The organism is Rosenbergiella sp. YN46 (assembly GCF_036620675.1).
In the GTDB taxonomy this organism is placed as follows: Bacteria; Pseudomonadota; Gammaproteobacteria; order Enterobacterales; family Enterobacteriaceae; genus Jejubacter.
On record NZ_JAZHEE010000024.1, the window covers coordinates 1 to 18,980 of the forward strand.

The following is an 18,980-nucleotide window of genomic DNA, read 5'->3' on the forward strand; positions in this document are numbered from 1 at the left end:
ATGGTGGTGGGGGAAGGATAATTCGTCGCTGCGCTCCTCACCCTGCGGGCCGTTGCCTGCGGCAACGTTCTCTCGCTTGCGCTCGAGTCGAACCTTTATCGAAGGTTCTCGTCCTTCCCTGTGTTTGTACACTATGGGAAAACTGACTCTGGGATTAAATACGGAGAAACATAAAGTGATGGTGGTGGGGGAAGGATTCGAACCTTCGAAGTCGATGACGGCAGATTTACAGTCTGCTCCCTTTGGCCGCTCGGGAACCCCACCGGGGGAAATCAAATTGTTGTGGCTTTACGCCGCTTCACTGTAAACAGTGAGGAAAGATGGTGGTGGGGGAAGGATTATTCGTCGCTTCGCTCCTCACCCTGCGGGCTGTTGCCTTCAGCAACGTTCTCTCGCTTGCGCTCGAGTCGAACCTTTATCGAAGGTTCTCACCCTTCCCGTCAGGTGTTGCGCAGTAGCTTTACCTGGCGGCTTACCGTATGGTGACGGCAAATAATGGTGGTGGGGGAAGGATTCGAACCTTCGAAGTCGATGACGGCAGATTTACAGTCTGCTCCCTTTGGCCACTCGGGAACCCCACCACTGGCCTGCTTCCGTCTCGGGAAGCGGGGCGCATCATATCAAATGAAGCGCCCCTGTAAAGAGATGAATTCGGGAAAATAAATTGTTTGCGTACTTTTTGCGCGTAACGCCCTAAAGTTAAACAACCTTTTCCCCGGGTGCTTACAGAATAATCGTTCGGTTACCGTAGACGAAGACCCGCTGAGCCAGCACCTGATACAGCGCGCGGCTCAGTACGTTTTTCTCTACATCGCGCCCGGCGCGCATCATATCCTCGGCGGTATAGGTGTGATCGACATGAATCACGTCCTGCATGATGATCGGGCCTTCATCCAGATTATCGTTGACGTAGTGCGCTGTGGCGCCGATGATCTTCACGCCGCGTTCATAGGCCTGGTGATAGGGACGAGCCCCGATAAAAGCTGGCAGGAACGAGTGATGAATGTTGATGATCTGATTCGGGAAGCGGGCCACGAACTCAGGGGTCAGCACTCGCATATATTTCGCCAGTACTACGTAGTCGGGCGACCAGGCTTCAATGGCTTCAGCCATCTGATTATCGTGCTGCTCGCGGGTCAGACCTTCATGACTCACCAACTGGAACGGGATGTCGAAACTTTCCACCAGCCCGCGCAGGGTATCATGGTTGCCGATAACCGCAGCGATTTCCACGTCCAGGCCGCCGTAGCGGGACTTCATCAGCAGATCGCCCAGGCAGTGGGCCTCTTTGGTCACCAGGATCACCACCCGGCGCGAACCGGCGGGATGCAGTTCGCGCCGGGAGCCTTCCGGCAGTGCGCCGTCAAGATCCGCCAGCAGGGTGGTATCGTTAAAGATGCCTTCCAGCTCGGTACGCATAAAGAAGCGACCGGTGCGGTGATCGACGAACTCATTGTTTTGTACGATGTTTAACTCGTGCTTGTAACAGATATTGGTGATGCGCGCGATTAGCCCTTTCTGGTCGGGGCAGATGGTGCGCAGAACTTTTCGTTGTAAAGCTTGCATTGCGGGGAAGATCCTGTTGAAGGAAAGTGAGTTGTTATATATGCCGCTAGCTACCGCAGCATTTTTTAAATTTTTTCCCGGAGCCGCAGGGGCAGGGATCGTTACGTCCGATATCCGGTCGCTGGCCGTCGATATAATACCACCGTCCCCGTTCTTTTAAGAATCGGGAACGTTCGATAATTGCGCCGGGCGCCCCCTGTTCCTGATAACGCGCGACAAAGCTAACGTAGCCCTCGTTCGCATTTCTGCCCGGACTCTCTTCAAATAGCGTCAGACCTAACCATTGCGTACGGCCGAAACCGGCTTCAAGATCGGCGCGCAGACGTTCAGCGCCCACGCCTGGGTGCCAGCTGGCGATCAGCCATTCGGCATCGTGCATGACAAAAGCGCTGTAACGGCTGCGCATAAGTTGTGACGGATCTTTGGGTAACAGGTCTCCGCGTAGGTAAGGCTGGCAACATAGGCTATAATCCAAACCGCTGCCACAAGGACAAAGCTGCGACAAAGTATCTCCTTGGGTATAAAAACGAACAGGTACGGCCAGGCGGCTTATATTAACTGAGCGGTGGCGTTGATGCCACGAGGTGTTTTTCCGGGGAAGCTGACCGAGGCGTAATGAGACAGGTGAAAATTGGACTGGCGCTGGGTTCGGGCGCTGCCAAGGGATGGGCCCATATTGGCGTGATTAATGCTCTGGCGCGGACGGGGATCCGGCCAGATATCGTAACGGGCTGTTCAGTAGGCTCCCTGGTGGGCGCAGCCTATGCCTGTGACCGTCTGACGATGTTTGAACGCTGGGTGCGTTCGTTTAGCTACTGGGACGTACTGCGCCTGATGGATCTTTCCTGGCGTCGCGGCGGTCTGCTGCGTGGTGAACGGGTTTTTAACCATGTTCGTCGCCTTATTCCTCACGATCGGATCGAGCAGACGCCGCTGCGTTTTGCTACTGTAGCTACTAATCTGAGCACCGGCCGCGAGCTGTGGTTTACCGAAGGCGATTTGCATACCGCCGTGCGTGCATCGTGCAGCATGCCGGGCCTGCTGGCGCCGGTACGCCATAACGGCTACTGGCTGGTGGACGGCGCGGTGGTTAATCCCGTGCCAGTTTCACTAACCCGGGCGCTGGGCGCAGATATCGTTATTGCGGTCGATCTTCAGCACGACGCCCACCTGATGCAACAGGAGCTGCTGTCTGATGAGCCCCGTAATGAAGCCGGGCGCCAGCCGTCCGGCTGGCGTAAGCGCCTTGGTCAACTGCTGACCCGGCGCACCAGCGCGCCTCCGGGCGCGATGGAAATTATGAGCACCTCAATCCAGGTGCTGGAAAATCGTCTGAAGCGCAACCGCATGGCGGGGGATCCGCCAGATATCGTACTGCAACCCTACTGCCCGCAAATATCCACGCTGGATTTTCATCGGGCCGAAGAGGCTATTGCAGCGGGAACTCTCTCGGTTGAGAAAAAGCTGGATGAACTATTACCTCTGGTGCGTACTCATGAGTAGTTCTGTGCGTTTTACGCTTCTTCGGCTAAATCTGGCAGGCGAAAACCCAAGGCAACTGCCACTATTTAACTATTGTCAGTCTGGGGAACGCACATGACGCAGCCGCTGGTCGGAAAACAGATCTTAATTGTCGAAGACGAACCCGTTTTCCGGTCGCTGCTGGACTCTTATCTGGTTTCTCTTGGTGCGGTGACGCGCCTGGCAGGGGACGGCATTGAGGCGCTGGAGCAGATCGCCTGCGCCGCGCCGGATCTGCTGATCTGCGATCTGGCAATGCCGCGGATGAACGGCCTTACTCTGGTGGAACGCATTCGTAATAGCGGCAATCAAATGCCCATTCTGGTGATCTCCGCCACCGAGAATATGTCGGATATCGCCCGGGCTTTACGGCTGGGAGTGCAGGACGTTCTGCTGAAGCCTATAAAAGACCTTAATCGCCTGCGCGAAACGGTGTTTGCCTGTCTCTATCCCTCTGCCTTTAATTCCCGGGTAGAAGAGGAGGAGCGCCTGTTCCAGGACTGGGATGCGCTGGTCAGCAACCCGCAGGCGGCCGCGAGTCTGTTGCAGCAGCTGCAGCCGCCGGTGCAGCAGGATATGGCTCACTGTCGGGTGAATTACCGGCAACTGGTTTCGGCCGATAAACCTGGCCTGGTGCTGGATATCGCGCCGTTATCGGATAACGATCTGGCGTTTTACTGTCTGGATGTTACCCGTGCCGGAGACAACGGCGTGCTGGCGGCGTTGCTGCTGCGCGCGCTGTTTAACGGACTACTTCAGGAGCAGCTGGCGCGCCAGCGTCAGCGACTGCCGGAATTAGGTACTTTACTTAAACAGGTTAATCAGTTACTTCGCCAGGCTAATTTAGTCGGGCAGTTTCCGCTACTGGTTGGTTATTATCACAGTACGTTAAAAAATCTTATTTTAGTTTCCGCTGGGTTGAACGCTTCTTTAAATACCGGCGGCCATCAAATCCAGGTCAGCAATGGCGTTCCGCTGGGCACCCTGGGCAATACCTACCTTAATCAAATTAGCCAGCGTTGCGACGCCTGGCAGTGCCAGGTCTGGGGTGCGGGGGGACGTTTACGCCTGATGCTGAGCACGGAGTAAGCGCTTAAATCCTTTCCCTAAAAATGGTATCTCCTGTTGTGTCCTTGTGGTGCTAATATCACCGCAGGTTGTTTCGTATTAGTCTTAATTTACTGGTGGGGCAGGTATTTCGGGGCGGAAATTTTTTTCAAGCTGATATACTCGACCTCGTTTTAATTGACGTACAAGTGTAATACTTGAACAGTCCAGGAGATTTTTAATGGCTGCTAATAATACAAAAGTAAGGAAAGCGGTAATCCCGGTTGCGGGTCTGGGGACGCGTATGCTGCCGGCCACTAAGGCCATCCCTAAAGAGATGCTGCCGCTGGTGGATAAACCGCTGATTCAGTATGTGGTCAATGAATGTATTGCTGCGGGAATCACCGAGATTGTTCTGGTTACCCACTCTTCCAAGAACTCCATTGAAAACCACTTTGACACCAGTTTCGAACTGGAAGCTATGCTGGAAAAACGCGTTAAGCGCCAGCTGCTGGCAGAAGTGCAGTCCATCTGTCCGCCGCACGTTACCATCATGCAGGTGCGTCAGGGGCTGGCGAAAGGGCTGGGTCATGCGGTGCTGTGCGCGCACCCGGTTGTGGGTGATGAGCCGGTAGCCGTGATTCTTCCGGACGTGATTCTGGACGAATATGAGTCCGATCTGAGCCGCGATAACCTTGCCGAAATGATCAAACGTTTCGAACAGACCGGCCACAGCCAGATTATGGTTGAACCGGTTGAAGACGTTACGGCGTATGGTGTGGTGGACTGCAAAGGCGCTGAACTGAATCCGGGCGACAGCGTACCGATGGTCGGCATTGTGGAAAAACCGAAGGCCAGCGAAGCCCCCTCTAATCTTTCTGTTGTGGGCCGTTATGTGCTCAGCGCTGATATCTGGCCGCTGCTGGCCCGAACCCCCCCTGGAGCCGGTGACGAAATTCAGCTGACGGACTCTATCGCCATGCTGATGGATAAAGAGACCGTTGAGGCTTACCACATGAAGGGTAAGAGCCACGACTGCGGCAACAAACTCGGCTATATGCAGGCGTTTGTTGAGTACGGCATCCGCCACGACAGCCTGGGCGAAGGGTTCAAGGCCTGGCTAAAAGAGGCCGTTGGCGGGAAAAAATAAATCACTGAAACCGGGACAACCTAATGAAAGTGACGGTATTTGGCATTGGCTACGTGGGGCTGGTGCAGGCTGCAGTGCTTGCTGAAGTCGGCCACGACGTCATGTGTATCGATGTCGATGAAACCAAAGTTGAGAATCTGAAAAAGGGAAATATTCCCATTTACGAACCGGGCCTGACGCCGCTGGTCACTAAAAATTATGAGGAGGGGCGTCTGAATTTCAGTACTGACGCCCGGAAAGGGGTGGAACACGGCACAATGCAGTTTATTGCCGTGGGAACGCCGCCGGACGAAGACGGCTCTGCGGATCTGAAATACGTCCTCGCCGTTGCCCGCACTATTGCCGAGCATATGACCTCTCACAAGGTGGTGCTTGATAAGTCCACCGTGCCGGTCGGCACAGCGGATAAAGTGCGCGCTGTGATGGAAGAGACGTTAAAGAGTCGCGGCGTAGAAATTCCTTTCGACGTTGTCTCTAATCCTGAGTTCCTGAAAGAAGGGGCTGCGGTGGCGGACTGTAAGCGCCCTGAGCGCATTGTAGTGGGAACCGACAATGATGAGGTTGTCGATCTGCTGCGTGAGCTGTACGAGCCTTTCAACCGCAACCATGACCGGATGATCCTGATGGATATCCGCAGCGCCGAGCTGACTAAATACGCCGCCAACTGCATGCTGGCGACCAAAATCAGCTTTATGAATGAGATAGCCAACCTGGCGGAGCATCTGGGTGCGGATATCGAAAAGGTGCGTCAGGGAATCGGTTCGGATTCTCGCATTGGTTACCACTTTATCTATGCCGGCTGTGGCTACGGTGGTTCCTGTTTCCCGAAAGATGTGCAGGCATTAATCCGCACGGCGCAGCAGATTGGCTATGAGCCAAGACTGCTGCGCGCGGTTGAAGATATTAACGACGATCAGAAGCAGAAGCTACCGCAGTATATCTCGCGCCACTTTGGCGACGATCTGAAAGGTAAAACTTTCGCGCTGTGGGGGCTTTCCTTTAAGCCCAATACTGATGATATGCGAGAGGCTTCCAGCCGTGTTTTGATGGAAGAACTCTGGAAACGTGGAGCGACGGTTCAGGCATACGATCCTGAAGCGATGGATGAAACGCAGCGTATTTATGGACATCGCGATGATTTACGCCTGATGGGCACTAAAGAGGCAGCGTTACATAAAGCGGATGCTTTGATTATCTGCACTGAATGGCAGAGCTTCCGCGCTCCGGATCTGGAGTTTATTAAGCAAACACTGAAGCAACCGGTTATTTTTGACGGACGTAATTTGTTCGATCCGGATCGCCTGAGTCGTCGTGGTTTTACCTATTATGCGATTGGTCGCGGGGCGTCTCTGAAGCAGGCCTCCTGATACTTTACTCGTGTTATGAAACAGGCAGTCGCTTCGGCGGCTGCTTTTTTTTGTCTGGTCTGATGTACGCCTCATTTCATTCATGGATCTTTTCATTAACCGGAACGGCATACGGGTTATTTGTCCTGCTCGTTCAGGGGAAGAGGCCTGAATGGTATAAATCGAAGCTTTATCCTAAAGGGTAAATTAATGAGTGGGGAGTTATAAGCCGCACCGGGAAGAGGGTGAATGTCAGAAAAAACCTGACATTATCGCCTAAGGTGATTCTCTATCAGCTATCCAGCCGGGGTGTGAGAAGCGCTGTGGCTAAGAGATGGATGAATTTATTGTCACAGTGCTATTGCGGTCTTATCGTTTAGCTGTAATTAACAGAGTGGTAACGAAGATGAGATTTTTCATGCTATCAGGGGAAGATTTATGTGGCAAAGGGCAATAAAAAATCCCGCCGTAGCGGGATTTTTCACATAAATCAGGGTTACTCTTTGATGAGGAAGTCTTCCAGGCTCTTGCCCTGCTCATCAATAGCTTTTTTGATTACAGCCGGAGTACGGCCCTGGCCAGTCCAGGTTTTGGCTTCGCCGTTTTCGTCGGTGTATTCATATTTAGCCGGACGAGCAGCGCGTTTGGCTTTGGTGCCAGACTTATTGCTGCTCATTGCACTCAGCAGATCGTTAGGATCAATGCCATCGGCAATCAGCATTTCGCGATATTGCTGTAGCTTACGGTTACGCTCTTCAATTTCAGCGGCTGCTGCGCTTTCTTCTTCGCGGCGCTCATTTACCACGACTTCCAGTTTCGCCAGCATTTCTTCGAGCGTTTCCAGAGTGCATTCTCTGGCCTGAGCACGAAGAGTACGGATGTTGTTCAGAATTTTAAGTGCTTCGCTCATTTTAGTAATCTCAAACTTATATAGGGGGTGGTTTGTTGAGGTAATAATAGAGCCTTCATTCTGGTTCTGCAATAGGATAAACGCAACGAACTCAAAATATCGCATTAGCCGACACATCTTTTATTATTCTATTTACTTTAATTGACCTTCTGCGGTATCACAAAAAGCGCAGTGGCAGTCAAAAATTCGGCAATGTGCCGCAGCATAAAGGATTAGATAAAAGCATCAATCGATAATTTTTTTTTTCGTTTTATTGGTCGCTTCTTCCTCAATATCAGACGATAACCTGAGGCGAGTCACAGTTTCCGTTTATGAATGAAAGCGAAGAGTGTGGCGATAAAAACGCTGTATAGTCCGTGGGTTAACAAAGGATAACCGCATAATGACCGGTCGGACAATCACACATGATAATAGTTTGTGGGTATATATAATTCGTTAATCATCCCTGATGTTGGCAGGGAATGGGCGTCGGGTGGATGAGGGATATGGTACAATCCGGCTTCTTTCGTTTTTGACATTCAACCCGGGGTTTTGACTGCGATGGCGCAGCTCTATTTCTACTATTCTGCAATGAATGCCGGTAAGTCTACCGCGCTGTTACAATCCTCCTGGAACTATCAGGAGCGTGGTATGAGGACGATGGTTTATACCGCGGAAATCGACAATCGCTTCGGTTCCGGCAAAGTAAGTTCTCGTATCGGACTCTCTTCTCCCGCGAGGTTATATAACCCACAGACGTCTCTGCTGGCGGAAATCCGCGAAGAGCACCAGCGTGAGGCCATTCACTGCGTTTTGGTGGATGAAAGTCAGTTTCTGACCCGAGAGCAGGTTTCCGGGCTGGCTGCGGTGGTGGATGACCTGGATATTCCAGTGCTCTGCTATGGACTGCGTACCGATTTTCGCGGCGAGTTGTTTAGCGGCAGCCAGTACCTGCTTGCCTGGGCGGATAAACTGGTGGAGTTAAAAACCGTCTGTTTCTGCGGCCGTAAAGCCGGCATGGTGCTGCGACTGGATCAAAGCGGGCGTCCCTATCAGGAAGGGGCCCAGGTGGAGATAGGGGGCAATGAGCGCTATGTTTCGGTGTGTCGTAAGCATTATAAGGCTGCGCTGGCAAAAGGCTCACTGCAGGCGATAAAGGGTTGCTGACGGTGTCCTGAACGCAAATAAAAAAAACCCTCCACATGGAGGGTTTTTTTATGGTTTAGCGATTAGGCGCTTTTTTTACTTTTGCGCGCTTTTGCGGCCGGTGCAGCTTTGGGTTTTTCCGCTGCTGCCGGTGCTTCTGCGGCTTCGCCTTCTACGAAATCACGGCCGTAGTAGGTATCCAGCATAATCTGTTTCAGCTCGGAGATCAGCGGATAGCGCGGGTTAGCGCCGGTACACTGGTCGTCGAATGCGTCTTCAGACAGTTTATCCAGGTTCGCCAGGAAGTCGGCTTCCTGAACCCCGGCTTCACGGATTGATTTCGGAATCCCCAGTTCAGCCTTCAGGCTTTCCAGCCATGCCAGCAGTTTCTCAATCTTCTGCGCGGTGCGGTCGCCCGGCGCGCTCAGGCCGAGATGATCGGCAACCTCAGCGTAGCGACGGCGCGCCTGTGGGCGATCGTACTGGCTGAAGGCGGTCTGCTTGGTCGGGTTGTCGTTGGCGTTGTAGCGGATGACGTTACAAATCAGCAGGGCGTTGGCCAGACCGTGCGGAATATGGAACTGGGAACCCAGCTTGTGCGCCATGGAGTGACATACGCCCAGGAAGGCGTTGGCAAACGCAATACCGGCGATGGTGGCCGCGCTGTGTACGCGCTCGCGAGCTACCGGGTTGTGGGCGCCTTCGTTGTAAGAGGCTGGCAGATACTCTTTAAGCAGCTTCAGCGCCTGCAGCGCCTGGCCGTCGGAGAACTCAGATGCCAGTACTGAAACATAGGCTTCCAGGGCGTGGGTTACCGCATCCAGGCCGCCGAAGGCGCACAGGGATTTCGGCATATCCATCACCAGGTTGGCATCGACAATCGCCATATCCGGGGTCAGGGCATAATCAGCCAGCGGATATTTCTGACCGGTTTCATCGTCGGTCACTACCGCGAACGGTGTGACTTCAGAACCAGTACCGGAGGTGGTGGTAACGGCAATCATCTTCGCCTTGACGCCCATTTTCGGGAACTTGTGGATACGTTTACGGATATCCATAAAGCGCAGCGCCAGTTCTTCGAAGTGGGTTTCCGGATGTTCGTACATGACCCACATAATCTTCGCAGCATCCATTGGGGAGCCGCCACCCAGCGCGATAATCACGTCAGGCTTGAAGGAGTTCATCTGGTCGGCGCCTTTACGCACGATGCTCAGCGTCGGATCCGCCTCAACTTCGAAGAAGACTTCGGTTTCCACTCCGGCGGCCTTCAGCACGGAAGTGATCTGGTCGGCGTAACCGTTGTTGAACAGGAAGCGGTCAGTCACGATGAAGGCACGCTTGTGGCCGTCGGTAACCACTTCATCCAGCGCCACCGGCAGCGAGCCGCGACGGAAGTAGATAGATTTCGGAAGTTTATGCCACAACATGTTTTCAGCTCGCTTAGCAACGGTTTTCTTGTTGATCAGGTGTTTCGGACCAACGTTCTCGGAGATAGAGTTACCGCCCCATGAGCCGCAGCCCAGGGTAAGAGAAGGTGCGAGCTTAAAGTTGTACAGATCGCCAATACCGCCCTGAGACGCCGGAGTGTTAATCAGGATACGCGCGGTTTTCATCTTATCGCCGAAGAAGTTCACGCGGGCCTGCTGGTTATCCTGGTCGGTGTAGAGGCAGGAGGTGTGACCGATACCGCCCATAGCGACCAGTTTTTCTGCTTTAACAACCGCATCTTCGAAATCGGTAGCGCGATACATCGCCAGAGTCGGAGAGAGTTTTTCGTGAGCGAACGGCTCGCTTTCATCCACCTCAGTCACTTCACCAATCAGGATTTTAGTGCCGGCAGGAACGTCGATGCCTGCCATTTCTGCGATCTTCACCGCCGGCTGACCGACGATAGCTGCATTCAGCGCGCCGTTTTTCAGAATGATTTCCTGAACGGCTTTCAGCTCTTTACCCTGCAGCAGGTAGCCGCCATGGCTGGCGAAACGCTCGCGTACCGCGTCATAGACGGAATCCACAACCACGACTGACTGCTCGGAGGCGCAGATAACGCCGTTGTCGAAGGTTTTGGACATCAGGATAGAGGCCACGGCGCGTTTGATATCCGCAGTTTCATCGATAACCACCGGCGTGTTGCCCGCGCCTACGCCGATAGCCGGTTTACCGGAACTGTAGGCGGCTTTCACCATGCCCGGGCCGCCAGTGGCCAGAATCAGGTTGATGTCAGGGTGGTGCATCAGCTGGTTGGACAGCTCTACGGAAGGTTCGTCGATCCAGCCGATGATGTCTTTCGGCGCGCCGGCTGCGATAGCCGCCTGCAGTACGATATCCGCCGCCTTGTTGGTGGCGTTTTTAGCACGTGGATGCGGTGAGAAGATAATGGCGTTACGGGTCTTCAGGCTGATCAGCGCCTTAAAGATAGCGGTTGATGTCGGGTTGGTGGTCGGAACGATACCGCAGATGATTCCGGTGGGTTCAGCGATGGTGATGGTGCCGAAAGTTTCGTCTTCTTCCAGGATGCCGCAGGTCTTTTCATCTTTATAGGCGTTGTAGATATACTCGGAAGCAAAGTGGTTTTTGATGACTTTATCTTCAACGATACCCATGCCGGATTCGGAAACGGCCATTTTGGCGAGGGGAATACGAGCATCGGCGGCGGCCAGTGCGGCGGCACGGAAGATTTTATCAACCTGCTCTTGGGTGAAATTGGCATATTCACGCTGGGCTTTTTTTACGCGCTCGACGAGTGCGTTTAGTTCAGCGACGTTAGTAACAGCCATAATGCTCTCCTGATAATGTTAAACTCTTTTAGTAAATCAGCATCCAGGATACCAGTATAGTTCGCCGATTTACTGTCGCTTGTTCGCAGGGAGCGAAAACTGCTGCGACGCAGATTTACTAAAAGAGCCTTGCCTGAAACATCATCAACCTGACGCTGTTATCCCTGGCGGCGTCACCAAGGTTACTCACTTCTGAGTAGTTGTTTTGTGATCTATGTCAATTTTACGCCAAGCTGACACCTTTCAGCAGGCGGTTTTGCCGCTTTATTAATCACGCCACCTGTGCAAAAGGGGTAGGCGTGGGATGAGTGGCTATAATATCAGCGAAACCGACGCTGTCTGTGAGGAGATAACGCTCTGTTGGCTAATTAACGTGGCGCCACGAGCGCTTTTCCATTACATTACGCGGGCCTTTTTTCCCCGTTTATTTTTGGAGTCTCGGGTGACTCAGATACTGTTTGATTTTCCAACCTGGTTTAAATTCTTTATTGGTTTGTTCGCGCTGGTGAACCCGGTAGGGATCCTGCCGGTGTTTATCAGCATGACCAGCTACCAGACCGCGGCGGCGCGTAATAAGACCAATATGACCGCCAGCCTTTCGGTCGCGATTATTCTCTGGTGCTCGCTGTTCCTGGGGGATGCTATTCTGCAGATGTTCGGGATCTCCATCGACTCCTTCCGGATCGCTGGCGGTATCCTGGTGGTCACTATCGCCATGTCGATGATCAGCGGCAAACTGGGGGAGGATAAACAGAATAAGCAGGAAAAATCGGAAACGGCCATTCGCGAGAACGTGGGGGTGGTGCCGCTGGCGCTACCGCTGATGGCTGGCCCCGGCGCTATCAGCTCCACCATCGTCTGGAGTACCCGTTATGACAACTGGCTCCATCTGGCGGGTTTTAGCGTCGCAATCGCGCTGTTTGCTCTGAGCTGTTGGCTGCTGTTTCGTGCCGCACCGTGGCTGGTGCGTTTGCTGGGACAGACCGGAATTAACGTCATTACCCGAATTATGGGATTATTGCTGATGGCGCTCGGTATTGAGTTTATCGTCACCGGTATTAAATCGATATTTCCCGGTCTGTTGAGTTAATCGACGGTTCAACACTTCTGTTTACCGCGGCGCCTGATGGGGCCGCGGTCATATTCTCTGTTCTGATATATCAAAATCCTATATAAATCGCTGAATTAGGCTCCGGGCCGGTTCCGGCCAGCCGACAGTCGATCGCGTCTTGCCGCCGCGATCGGTCAGTGTTATTAGTACCTGACTCCACGACTGGCATCGAGGGTTGAGTGATTTTTATTCGTCGGGTGCATTGCTTAACAATTTTGCAAAATATTCCTGGCGGAAGCCTTCGTCATTTTGCTAGTTTGCGGAGAGTCGAGCTATACCAATATTTATAATGAAATAAGCATAATTTATAGTGTTAAAACCCATTTTCTATCTTTTGTCTGGTGATTGTGTCTACCTCTGTCGACAGGATTCATAAATACGGTGCGCTGGATTAGCGCGAGCGTAACAGGAATGACGGGCTGTCGGTCTTTCGTTCAGCCGACGCCCGCCGCCGGGCTGTACCCGGCATGGCGCAGGCCTGAAAGGGCCAATAATTATAAGTACAGGAGCAATAACACAATGACCATCATCACAAAGAAAACCCGTATCGCGATGGCGATGCTGGGGGCATTAATCACGGCGAATGGGGCAGGGGCGGCGGAGGTTCCGCACGGAGTCACTCTGGCGGAAAAACAGACCCTGGTGCGCAATAACGGCGCGGAAGTACAGTCGCTGGATCCGCATAAAATTGAAGGAATTCCGGAATCCAATGTCAGTCACGATCTGTTTGAAGGGCTCCTGATTTCCGATCTCCAGGGCCACCCGATTCCCGGCGTGGCGGAGAGATGGGAAAATCAGGATTTTAAAGTCTGGACCTTTCATCTGCGTAAAGACGCTAAATGGTCCAATGGTGAACCTGTGACCGCCCAGGACTTTGTCTATAGCTGGCAGCGACTGGCGACGCCGGATACCGCTTCTCCTTATGCCAGTTATCTTCAGTATGGCCATATCGTCAACGTTGATGAGATTATCGCCGGTAAGAAAAAGCCGGAGAGCCTGGGCGTTAAGGCGCTGGATGACCATACGCTGCAAGTCACCTTAAGCCAGCCGGTACCCTATTTTTATAAGCTGCTGATTCATCCTTCTATGTCGCCGGTACCGAAGGCGGTCATTGAAAAATACGGAGATAAATGGACCCAGCCTGGCAAGATGGTGAATAACGGTGCCTATACCGTGAAGCAGTGGGTGGTGAATGAACGACTGGTACTGACCCGTAACCCACAATACTGGAATAACGATAAAACAGTTATCAATCAGGTTACCTGGCTGCCGATTGCTTCTGAAGTGACCGACGTTAACCGCTATCGCAGCGGTGGAATCGACATCACTAATAATTACCTGCCGATTGAGCTATTTCGCAAACTGAAACAGGAATTGCCGAAAGAGCTTAGCATCACCCCTTATATGTGTACCTACTATTTCGAAATCAATAATAACAAGCCGCCGTTTAACGATCCGCGAGTGCGCACGGCGCTCAAACTGGGTCTGGATCGCGATATTATCGTCAATAAGGTGAAAAATCAGGGCGACCTTCCGGCGTACAGCTATACCCCGCCTTACGCCGATGGAATGAAACTAACGAAGCCAGAATGGGTTGGCTGGAGCCAGGAAAAACGCAATGAAGAAGCGCGTAAACTGCTGGAAGCTGCGGGTTATGGTAAAGGAAAACCACTGAGTTTTGATCTGCTGTATAACACCTCGGATCTGCATAAGAAGATGGCGATTGCTGCCGCTTCTATCTGGAAGAAAAATCTGGGTGTTAACGTACGGCTGGAAAATCAGGAGTGGAAAACCTTCCTGGATACCCGCCATCAGGGGAATTATGATGTTGCTCGCGCCGGTTGGTGCGCTGACTATAACGAGCCGAGCTCGTTTTTGAATACCATGCTGTCGGACAGCTCCAACAATACCGCGCATTATAAGAGCCCGGCATTCGATAAAATTATCGCCGAGACTCTGAAAGCTTCTGGTAATGATGCCCGGGCAGCGCTTTACGATAAGGCAGAGCAGCAGCTGGACAAAGATTCCGTCATCGTGCCTGTCTATTACTATGTGAATACCCGACTGGTGAAACCGTGGGTGGGGGGATATACCGGCAAGGATCCGCTGGATAATACCTACACCAAAGATATGTACATTATTAAGCACTGATGGTTTGCGGCGGGTTAAGACCCGCCGCTCGATACCTCTCCAGTGACAGAGCCAGAGGGTTAGGGCAATGCTGAAATTTATCCTGCGTCGCTGTCTGGAAGCGATACCGACGCTGTTTATCTTAATTACCATCTCCTTTTTTATGATGCGCCTGGCGCCAGGTAGCCCTTTTACCGGCGAGCGTAATCTACCACCGGAAGTGATGGCCAATATTGAGGCTAAATACCATCTTAACGATCCCATCATGACCCAGTACCTGAGTTACCTGAAACAGCTGGCTCACGGGGACTTCGGGCCTTCATTTAAATATAAAGATTATTCAGTCAACGATCTGGTGGCCGGTGCTTTTCCGGTTTCAGCGAAACTGGGGCTGGCCGCGTTTGCACTGGCGGTCATTCTTGGAGTGGGGGCCGGTACTGTAGCCGCCCTGAAACAGAACACCAAATGGGACTATACGGTAATGGGCTTCGCCATGACCGGGGTGGTGATTCCGGGCTTTGTGGTGGCGCCGTTGCTGGTGCTGATCTTCTCAATTACGCTGAAATGGCTGCCGGGAGGCGGCTGGAACGGCGGACGGATAAACTATGTGATTCTGCCGATGGTGGCGCTGTCGCTGGCTTACATCGCCAGTATTGCCCGTATTACCCGCGGCTCAATGATAGAAGTGCTGCACTCGAACTTTATTCGCACCGCCCGGGCTAAGGGGCTGCCGATGCGGCGCATTATTCTGCGTCACGCGCTGCGTCCCGCTCTGCTGCCGGTGATCTCTTATATGGGGCCGGCTTTCGTGGGCATCATTACCGGCTCGATGGTGATTGAAACCATTTTTGGCCTGCCGGGTATTGGTCAGCTGTTTGTTAACGGTGCGCTGAACCGTGACTATTCGCTGGTGCTTAGCCTGACGATTCTGGTAGGGGTGCTGACCATTCTGTTCAACGCCGTGGTCGATGTGCTTTATGCGCTGATCGATCCGAAAATTCGTTACTGACGCGGAGCTGACCGATGATGATGAGTAATAAGAACAGCGCCGTGCTGGAGGATTTCAGCCAGCAGCTGGATGTCAAAGGCCGCAGCCTGTGGCAGGATGCGCGGCGTCGTTTTCTGCATAACCGGGCCGCTACCGCCAGTCTGCTGGTTCTGGCGCTGATTGCGATCTTTGTGATACTGGCGCCGATGTTTTCCGCCTTTACCTATGACGACACCGACTGGGCGATGATGTCCGCGGCGCCGGAATGGGCCAGCGGGCACTACTTCGGCACCGATTCTTCCGGGCGCGACCTGCTGGTGCGGGTGGCTATTGGCGGGCGTATTTCTCTGATGGTGGGTATTTGCGCGGCGCTGGTGGCGGTGGTTGTCGGCACGCTGTATGGCGCGCTTTCCGGATATCTTGGCGGTCGGGTGGATTCAGTGATGATGCGCCTGCTGGAAATCCTTAACTCATTTCCGTTTATGTTTTTCGTTATCCTGCTGGTGACCTTTTTTGGCCAGAACATTCTGCTGATCTTTGTGGCAATCGGCATGGTTTCCTGGCTTGATATGGCGCGTATCGTGCGCGGCCAGACCCTGAGTCTTAAGCGCAAAGAGTTTATCGAAGCCGCTCAGGTTGGTGGCGTCTCTACCGCCGGGATTGTGATGCGCCATATCGTGCCTAACGTGCTGGGCGTGGTAGTGGTGTATGCCTCGCTGCTGGTGCCGAATATGATTCTGTTTGAATCTTTTCTTAGCTTCCTGGGGCTGGGTACCCAGGAGCCGCTCAGTAGCTGGGGTGCGCTGTTGAGCGATGGTGCCAATTCGATGGAGGTTTCCCCCTGGCTGCTGCTGTTTCCGGCGGGGTTTCTGGTGGTGACTCTGTTCTGTTTTAACTTTATCGGCGATGGCCTGCGCGATGCCCTCGACCCGAAAGATCGTTAAGGAGTGAGCCGATGAGTCACAATCCAAACCTGACTGCGCCGCTGCTGGCGGTTAAAGACCTGCGGGTGACCTTCTCCACGCCGGATGGCGATGTTACTGCGGTTGATTCTCTGAATTTCAGCCTGCGAGCCGGCGAAACGCTGGGCATTGTCGGCGAGTCCGGCTCCGGTAAGTCCCAGACTGCGTTTGCCCTTATGGGGCTACTGGCGTCCAACGGCCATACTGGCGGCTCGGCGCGTTTTAATGACCGTGAGATCCTTAATCTGCCCGAAGCGCAGATGAACCGACTGCGCGCCGAGCAGATTGCGATGATTTTTCAGGACCCCATGACCTCTCTGAATCCCTATATGCGGGTAGGGGAACAGTTGATGGAGGTACTGATGCTACATAAAAAAATGAGCAAGGCCGACGCGTTCAGTGCCTCAGTACAGATGCTGGACGCGGTACGGATGCCGGAAGCCCGCAAGCGCATGCGCATGTATCCGCACGAGTTTTCTGGCGGTATGCGCCAGCGGGTGATGATAGCCATGGCGCTGCTGTGCCGTCCGCAGTTGCTGATTGCCGACGAGCCAACCACGGCGCTGGATGTTACCGTGCAGGCGCAGATTATGAGCCTGCTCAACGAGCTGAAGCGCGAATTTAATACCGCTATCATTATGATTACCCACGATCTGGGCGTGGTAGCCGGGCTGTGCGACCAGGTGCTGGTCATGTATGCCGGACGTACCATGGAGTATGGCAGCGCCCGGGATATTTTCTACCGGCCATCGCATCCCTATTCGCGAGGCCTGTTGAGCGCGGTGCCTGCGCTGGACAGTGAAGAAGAGGTGCTATTGACCATTCCGGGCAATCCGCCCAATTTGTTGAACCTGCCGACAGGTTGCCCGTTTCGACCGCGCTGTCCCTGGGCTATGGAGGAGTGTCGCCAGGCGCCACCGCTTACGCCGTTTGAACAGGGGCGGCTGCGCGCCTGCTATAAGCCACAGGAGGAGATGGTATGAGCCAGATCGAAGAACGTGAGGTTCTGCTCGAAGTCGATAGCCTGAAAGTTCATTTCGATGTGCGCGACGACAAACGCTGGTTCTGGCAACCGGCGCAGCAGCTGAAGGCGGTGGATGGTGTGACGCTGCGCCTGTACGCGGGTGAAACCCTGGGTGTGGTTGGGGAGTCGGGCTGCGGCAAGTCGACATTTGCCAGAGCCCTTATCGGTCTGGTAAAAGCTTCTGCCGGTCGAGTTACCTGGCTTGGGCGTGAACTGACGGAACTGGATACCCGGGCGTGGCGTGAAGTACGCAGCGATATCCAGATGATCTTTCAGGATCCGCTGGCGTCGCTGAATCCGAGGATGACTATCGGCGATATCATTGCCGAGCCGCTGCGCACATATCATCCGCAACTGCCGCGCCGTCAGGTGACCGATAAGGTTAAAGCGATGATGGCGAAGGTGGGGCTATTGCCTAACCTGATTAACCGCTATCCCCATGAATTTTCCGGCGGGCAGTGTCAGCGTATCGGTATCGCCAGGGCGCTGATTCTGGAGCCGAAGCTGGTTATCTGCGACGAGCCGGTATCGGCATTGGATGTCTCTATTCAGGCTCAGGTGGTGAATCTGCTGCGGGATTTGCAGCGAGAAATGGGGCTATCGCTGATTTTCATCGCTCACGATCTGGCGGTGGTAAAACACATTTCCGACAGGGTTCTGGTGATGTATCTGGGCCATGCGGTGGAACTGGGGGCCAGGGATGAGGTTTATCGTAATCCGCTCCATCCCTATACCCGGGCGCTGATGTCAGCGGTGCCGTTACCGGATCCGGATCGGGAGAAGGCGAAGCCGTTACAGCTGCTGGAAGGCGATCTGCCGTCGCCTGTTAATCCACCTTCGGGCTGCGTGTTTCGTACCCGTTGCCCGATGGCCGGGCCGGAGTGCGCTGCGACTAAACCGCCGCTGGAGGGGAGTTTTCAGCACGCAGTGGCCTGCCTGAAGGTGGATCCGCTATAAAAAAAGCCGCCGGAAACGGCGGCTTTTTTCAGGTCATTATTCGCGCCACAGGATATGACATAGCTTGTGGCTCTTTTCGCGGCACATCAGCACCCGGGCGAAGATATCGTTAATCTCACCGCCGTCTTCGTCGGCAAGACCGATCACCACCTCAGCGAAAAAGTCGGGATTGAGATCGAAGTCTACGTGTTCGGCCCAGTCTTCAGACGGATCGAACAATTCCGCGCCGCCGCGTTCTTCAAACTGCAGGTTAAACAGGATGATATCGGCTGGATCCAGGTTGTCCGGCGCCAGCTCCAGAAAGATATCGTAGGCCTGTTCCAGGGTTTCGTCTTCGCTCAGGCGGTTGTTAAGATCCATATCCAT

16 protein-coding genes, 2 tRNA genes and 2 other RNA genes are annotated in these 18,980 nt (G+C 53.6%); 11 read left to right on the forward strand and 9 right to left on the reverse strand.

The window, feature by feature from the left end; translation table 11 throughout:
* Nucleotide 1: 1 nt before the first annotated feature.
* From V3W49_RS15730 to V3W49_RS15755, 6 genes are all read right to left on the reverse strand, one after another.
* Nucleotides 2–133: non-coding RNA, RtT sRNA (locus V3W49_RS15730), on the reverse strand.
* Nucleotides 134–179: 46 nt separating this feature from the next.
* Nucleotides 180–264: transfer RNA gene (locus tag V3W49_RS15735), tRNA-Tyr, on the reverse strand.
* 57 nt (nt 265–321) lie between these two features.
* Nucleotides 322–453: non-coding RNA, RtT sRNA (locus V3W49_RS15740), on the reverse strand.
* Nucleotides 454–496: 43 nt separating this feature from the next.
* Nucleotides 497–581 (reverse strand) — tRNA-Tyr (locus V3W49_RS15745).
* A gap of 142 nt (nt 582–723) precedes the next feature.
* Entirely contained in the window at nt 724–1,566 is an 843-nt protein-coding gene (gene purU / locus V3W49_RS15750; protein WP_500146759.1) for a formyltetrahydrofolate deformylase, read from the reverse strand.
* Nucleotides 1,567–1,612: 46 nt separating this feature from the next.
* Nucleotides 1,613–2,071 carry a YchJ family protein gene (locus V3W49_RS15755; RefSeq protein WP_500146760.1) on the reverse strand — a complete coding sequence of 153 codons (459 nt, stop codon included), beginning with the start codon at nt 2,069–2,071 and terminating at the stop codon, nt 1,613–1,615.
* Between the two features lie 110 nt (nt 2,072–2,181).
* Between V3W49_RS15755 and rssA the strand changes: the two genes are divergently transcribed.
* The 4 genes from rssA to V3W49_RS15775 all read left to right on the forward strand — a co-directional run bounded on the left by rssA (nt 2,182) and on the right by V3W49_RS15775 (nt 6,651).
* Complete coding sequence (rssA, locus tag V3W49_RS15760) at nt 2,182–3,069, forward strand: patatin-like phospholipase RssA (protein WP_500146761.1); 888 nt, start codon at nt 2,182–2,184, stop codon at nt 3,067–3,069.
* Nucleotides 3,070–3,162: 93 nt separating this feature from the next.
* On the forward strand, nt 3,163–4,176 hold the full coding sequence (rssB, locus tag V3W49_RS15765) for a two-component system response regulator RssB (RefSeq protein ID WP_500146762.1): 1,014 nt from the start codon (nt 3,163–3,165) through the stop codon (nt 4,174–4,176).
* 199 nt (nt 4,177–4,375) lie between these two features.
* Complete coding sequence (gene galU, locus V3W49_RS15770; protein WP_500146763.1) at nt 4,376–5,284, forward strand: UTP--glucose-1-phosphate uridylyltransferase GalU; 909 nt, start codon at nt 4,376–4,378, stop codon at nt 5,282–5,284.
* Nucleotides 5,285–5,307: 23 nt separating this feature from the next.
* Entirely contained in the window at nt 5,308–6,651 is a 1,344-nt protein-coding gene (locus V3W49_RS15775; protein ID WP_500146764.1) for a UDP-glucose dehydrogenase family protein, read from the forward strand.
* 475 nt (nt 6,652–7,126) lie between these two features.
* Here V3W49_RS15775 and hns read toward each other — a convergent pair whose 3' ends face one another.
* On the reverse strand, nt 7,127–7,540 hold the full coding sequence (hns, locus tag V3W49_RS15780; RefSeq protein WP_500146765.1) for a histone-like nucleoid-structuring protein H-NS: 414 nt from the start codon (nt 7,538–7,540) through the stop codon (nt 7,127–7,129).
* A gap of 540 nt (nt 7,541–8,080) precedes the next feature.
* Between hns and tdk the strand changes: the two genes are divergently transcribed.
* Entirely contained in the window at nt 8,081–8,686 is a 606-nt protein-coding gene (gene tdk, locus V3W49_RS15785; protein WP_500146766.1) for a thymidine kinase, read from the forward strand.
* 62 nt (nt 8,687–8,748) lie between these two features.
* Here tdk and adhE read toward each other — a convergent pair whose 3' ends face one another.
* Nucleotides 8,749–11,442, reverse strand: a complete 2,694-nt coding sequence (gene adhE / locus V3W49_RS15790; protein ID WP_500146768.1) for a bifunctional acetaldehyde-CoA/alcohol dehydrogenase — start codon at nt 11,440–11,442, stop codon at nt 8,749–8,751.
* Nucleotides 11,443–11,884: 442 nt separating this feature from the next.
* Between adhE and V3W49_RS15795 the strand changes: the two genes are divergently transcribed.
* The 6 genes from V3W49_RS15795 to oppF all read left to right on the forward strand — a co-directional run bounded on the left by V3W49_RS15795 (nt 11,885) and on the right by oppF (nt 18,614).
* Nucleotides 11,885–12,532: a YchE family NAAT transporter gene (locus tag V3W49_RS15795; RefSeq protein WP_500146769.1), complete on the forward strand. Its 648-nt coding sequence runs from the start codon at nt 11,885–11,887 to the stop codon at nt 12,530–12,532.
* A 540-nt stretch (nt 12,533–13,072) separates the two neighbouring features.
* Nucleotides 13,073–14,704: an oligopeptide ABC transporter substrate-binding protein OppA gene (oppA, locus tag V3W49_RS15800; RefSeq protein ID WP_500146771.1), complete on the forward strand. Its 1,632-nt coding sequence runs from the start codon at nt 13,073–13,075 to the stop codon at nt 14,702–14,704.
* A gap of 67 nt (nt 14,705–14,771) precedes the next feature.
* Nucleotides 14,772–15,692 (forward strand): oligopeptide ABC transporter permease OppB, encoded by a 921-nt coding sequence (gene oppB / locus V3W49_RS15805; RefSeq protein WP_500146773.1) that lies wholly within the window; start codon nt 14,772–14,774, stop codon nt 15,690–15,692.
* A 14-nt stretch (nt 15,693–15,706) separates the two neighbouring features.
* The gene (gene oppC, locus V3W49_RS15810; protein WP_500146774.1) at nt 15,707–16,615 is read left to right on the forward strand and encodes an oligopeptide ABC transporter permease OppC; all 909 of its coding nucleotides are present in this window, start codon (nt 15,707–15,709) and stop codon (nt 16,613–16,615) included.
* 11 nt (nt 16,616–16,626) lie between these two features.
* Nucleotides 16,627–17,616: an ABC transporter ATP-binding protein gene (locus V3W49_RS15815; RefSeq protein ID WP_500146776.1), complete on the forward strand. Its 990-nt coding sequence runs from the start codon at nt 16,627–16,629 to the stop codon at nt 17,614–17,616.
* Nucleotides 17,613–18,614 (forward strand): murein tripeptide/oligopeptide ABC transporter ATP binding protein OppF, encoded by a 1,002-nt coding sequence (oppF, locus tag V3W49_RS15820; RefSeq protein WP_500146777.1) that lies wholly within the window; start codon nt 17,613–17,615, stop codon nt 18,612–18,614. The genes V3W49_RS15815 and oppF overlap by 4 nt, the downstream gene beginning before the upstream one ends.
* Nucleotides 18,615–18,650: 36 nt before the next feature.
* Here oppF and V3W49_RS15825 read toward each other — a convergent pair whose 3' ends face one another.
* Nucleotides 18,651–18,980 (reverse strand): HI1450 family dsDNA-mimic protein, encoded by a 330-nt coding sequence (locus tag V3W49_RS15825; RefSeq protein ID WP_138099263.1) that lies wholly within the window; start codon nt 18,978–18,980, stop codon nt 18,651–18,653.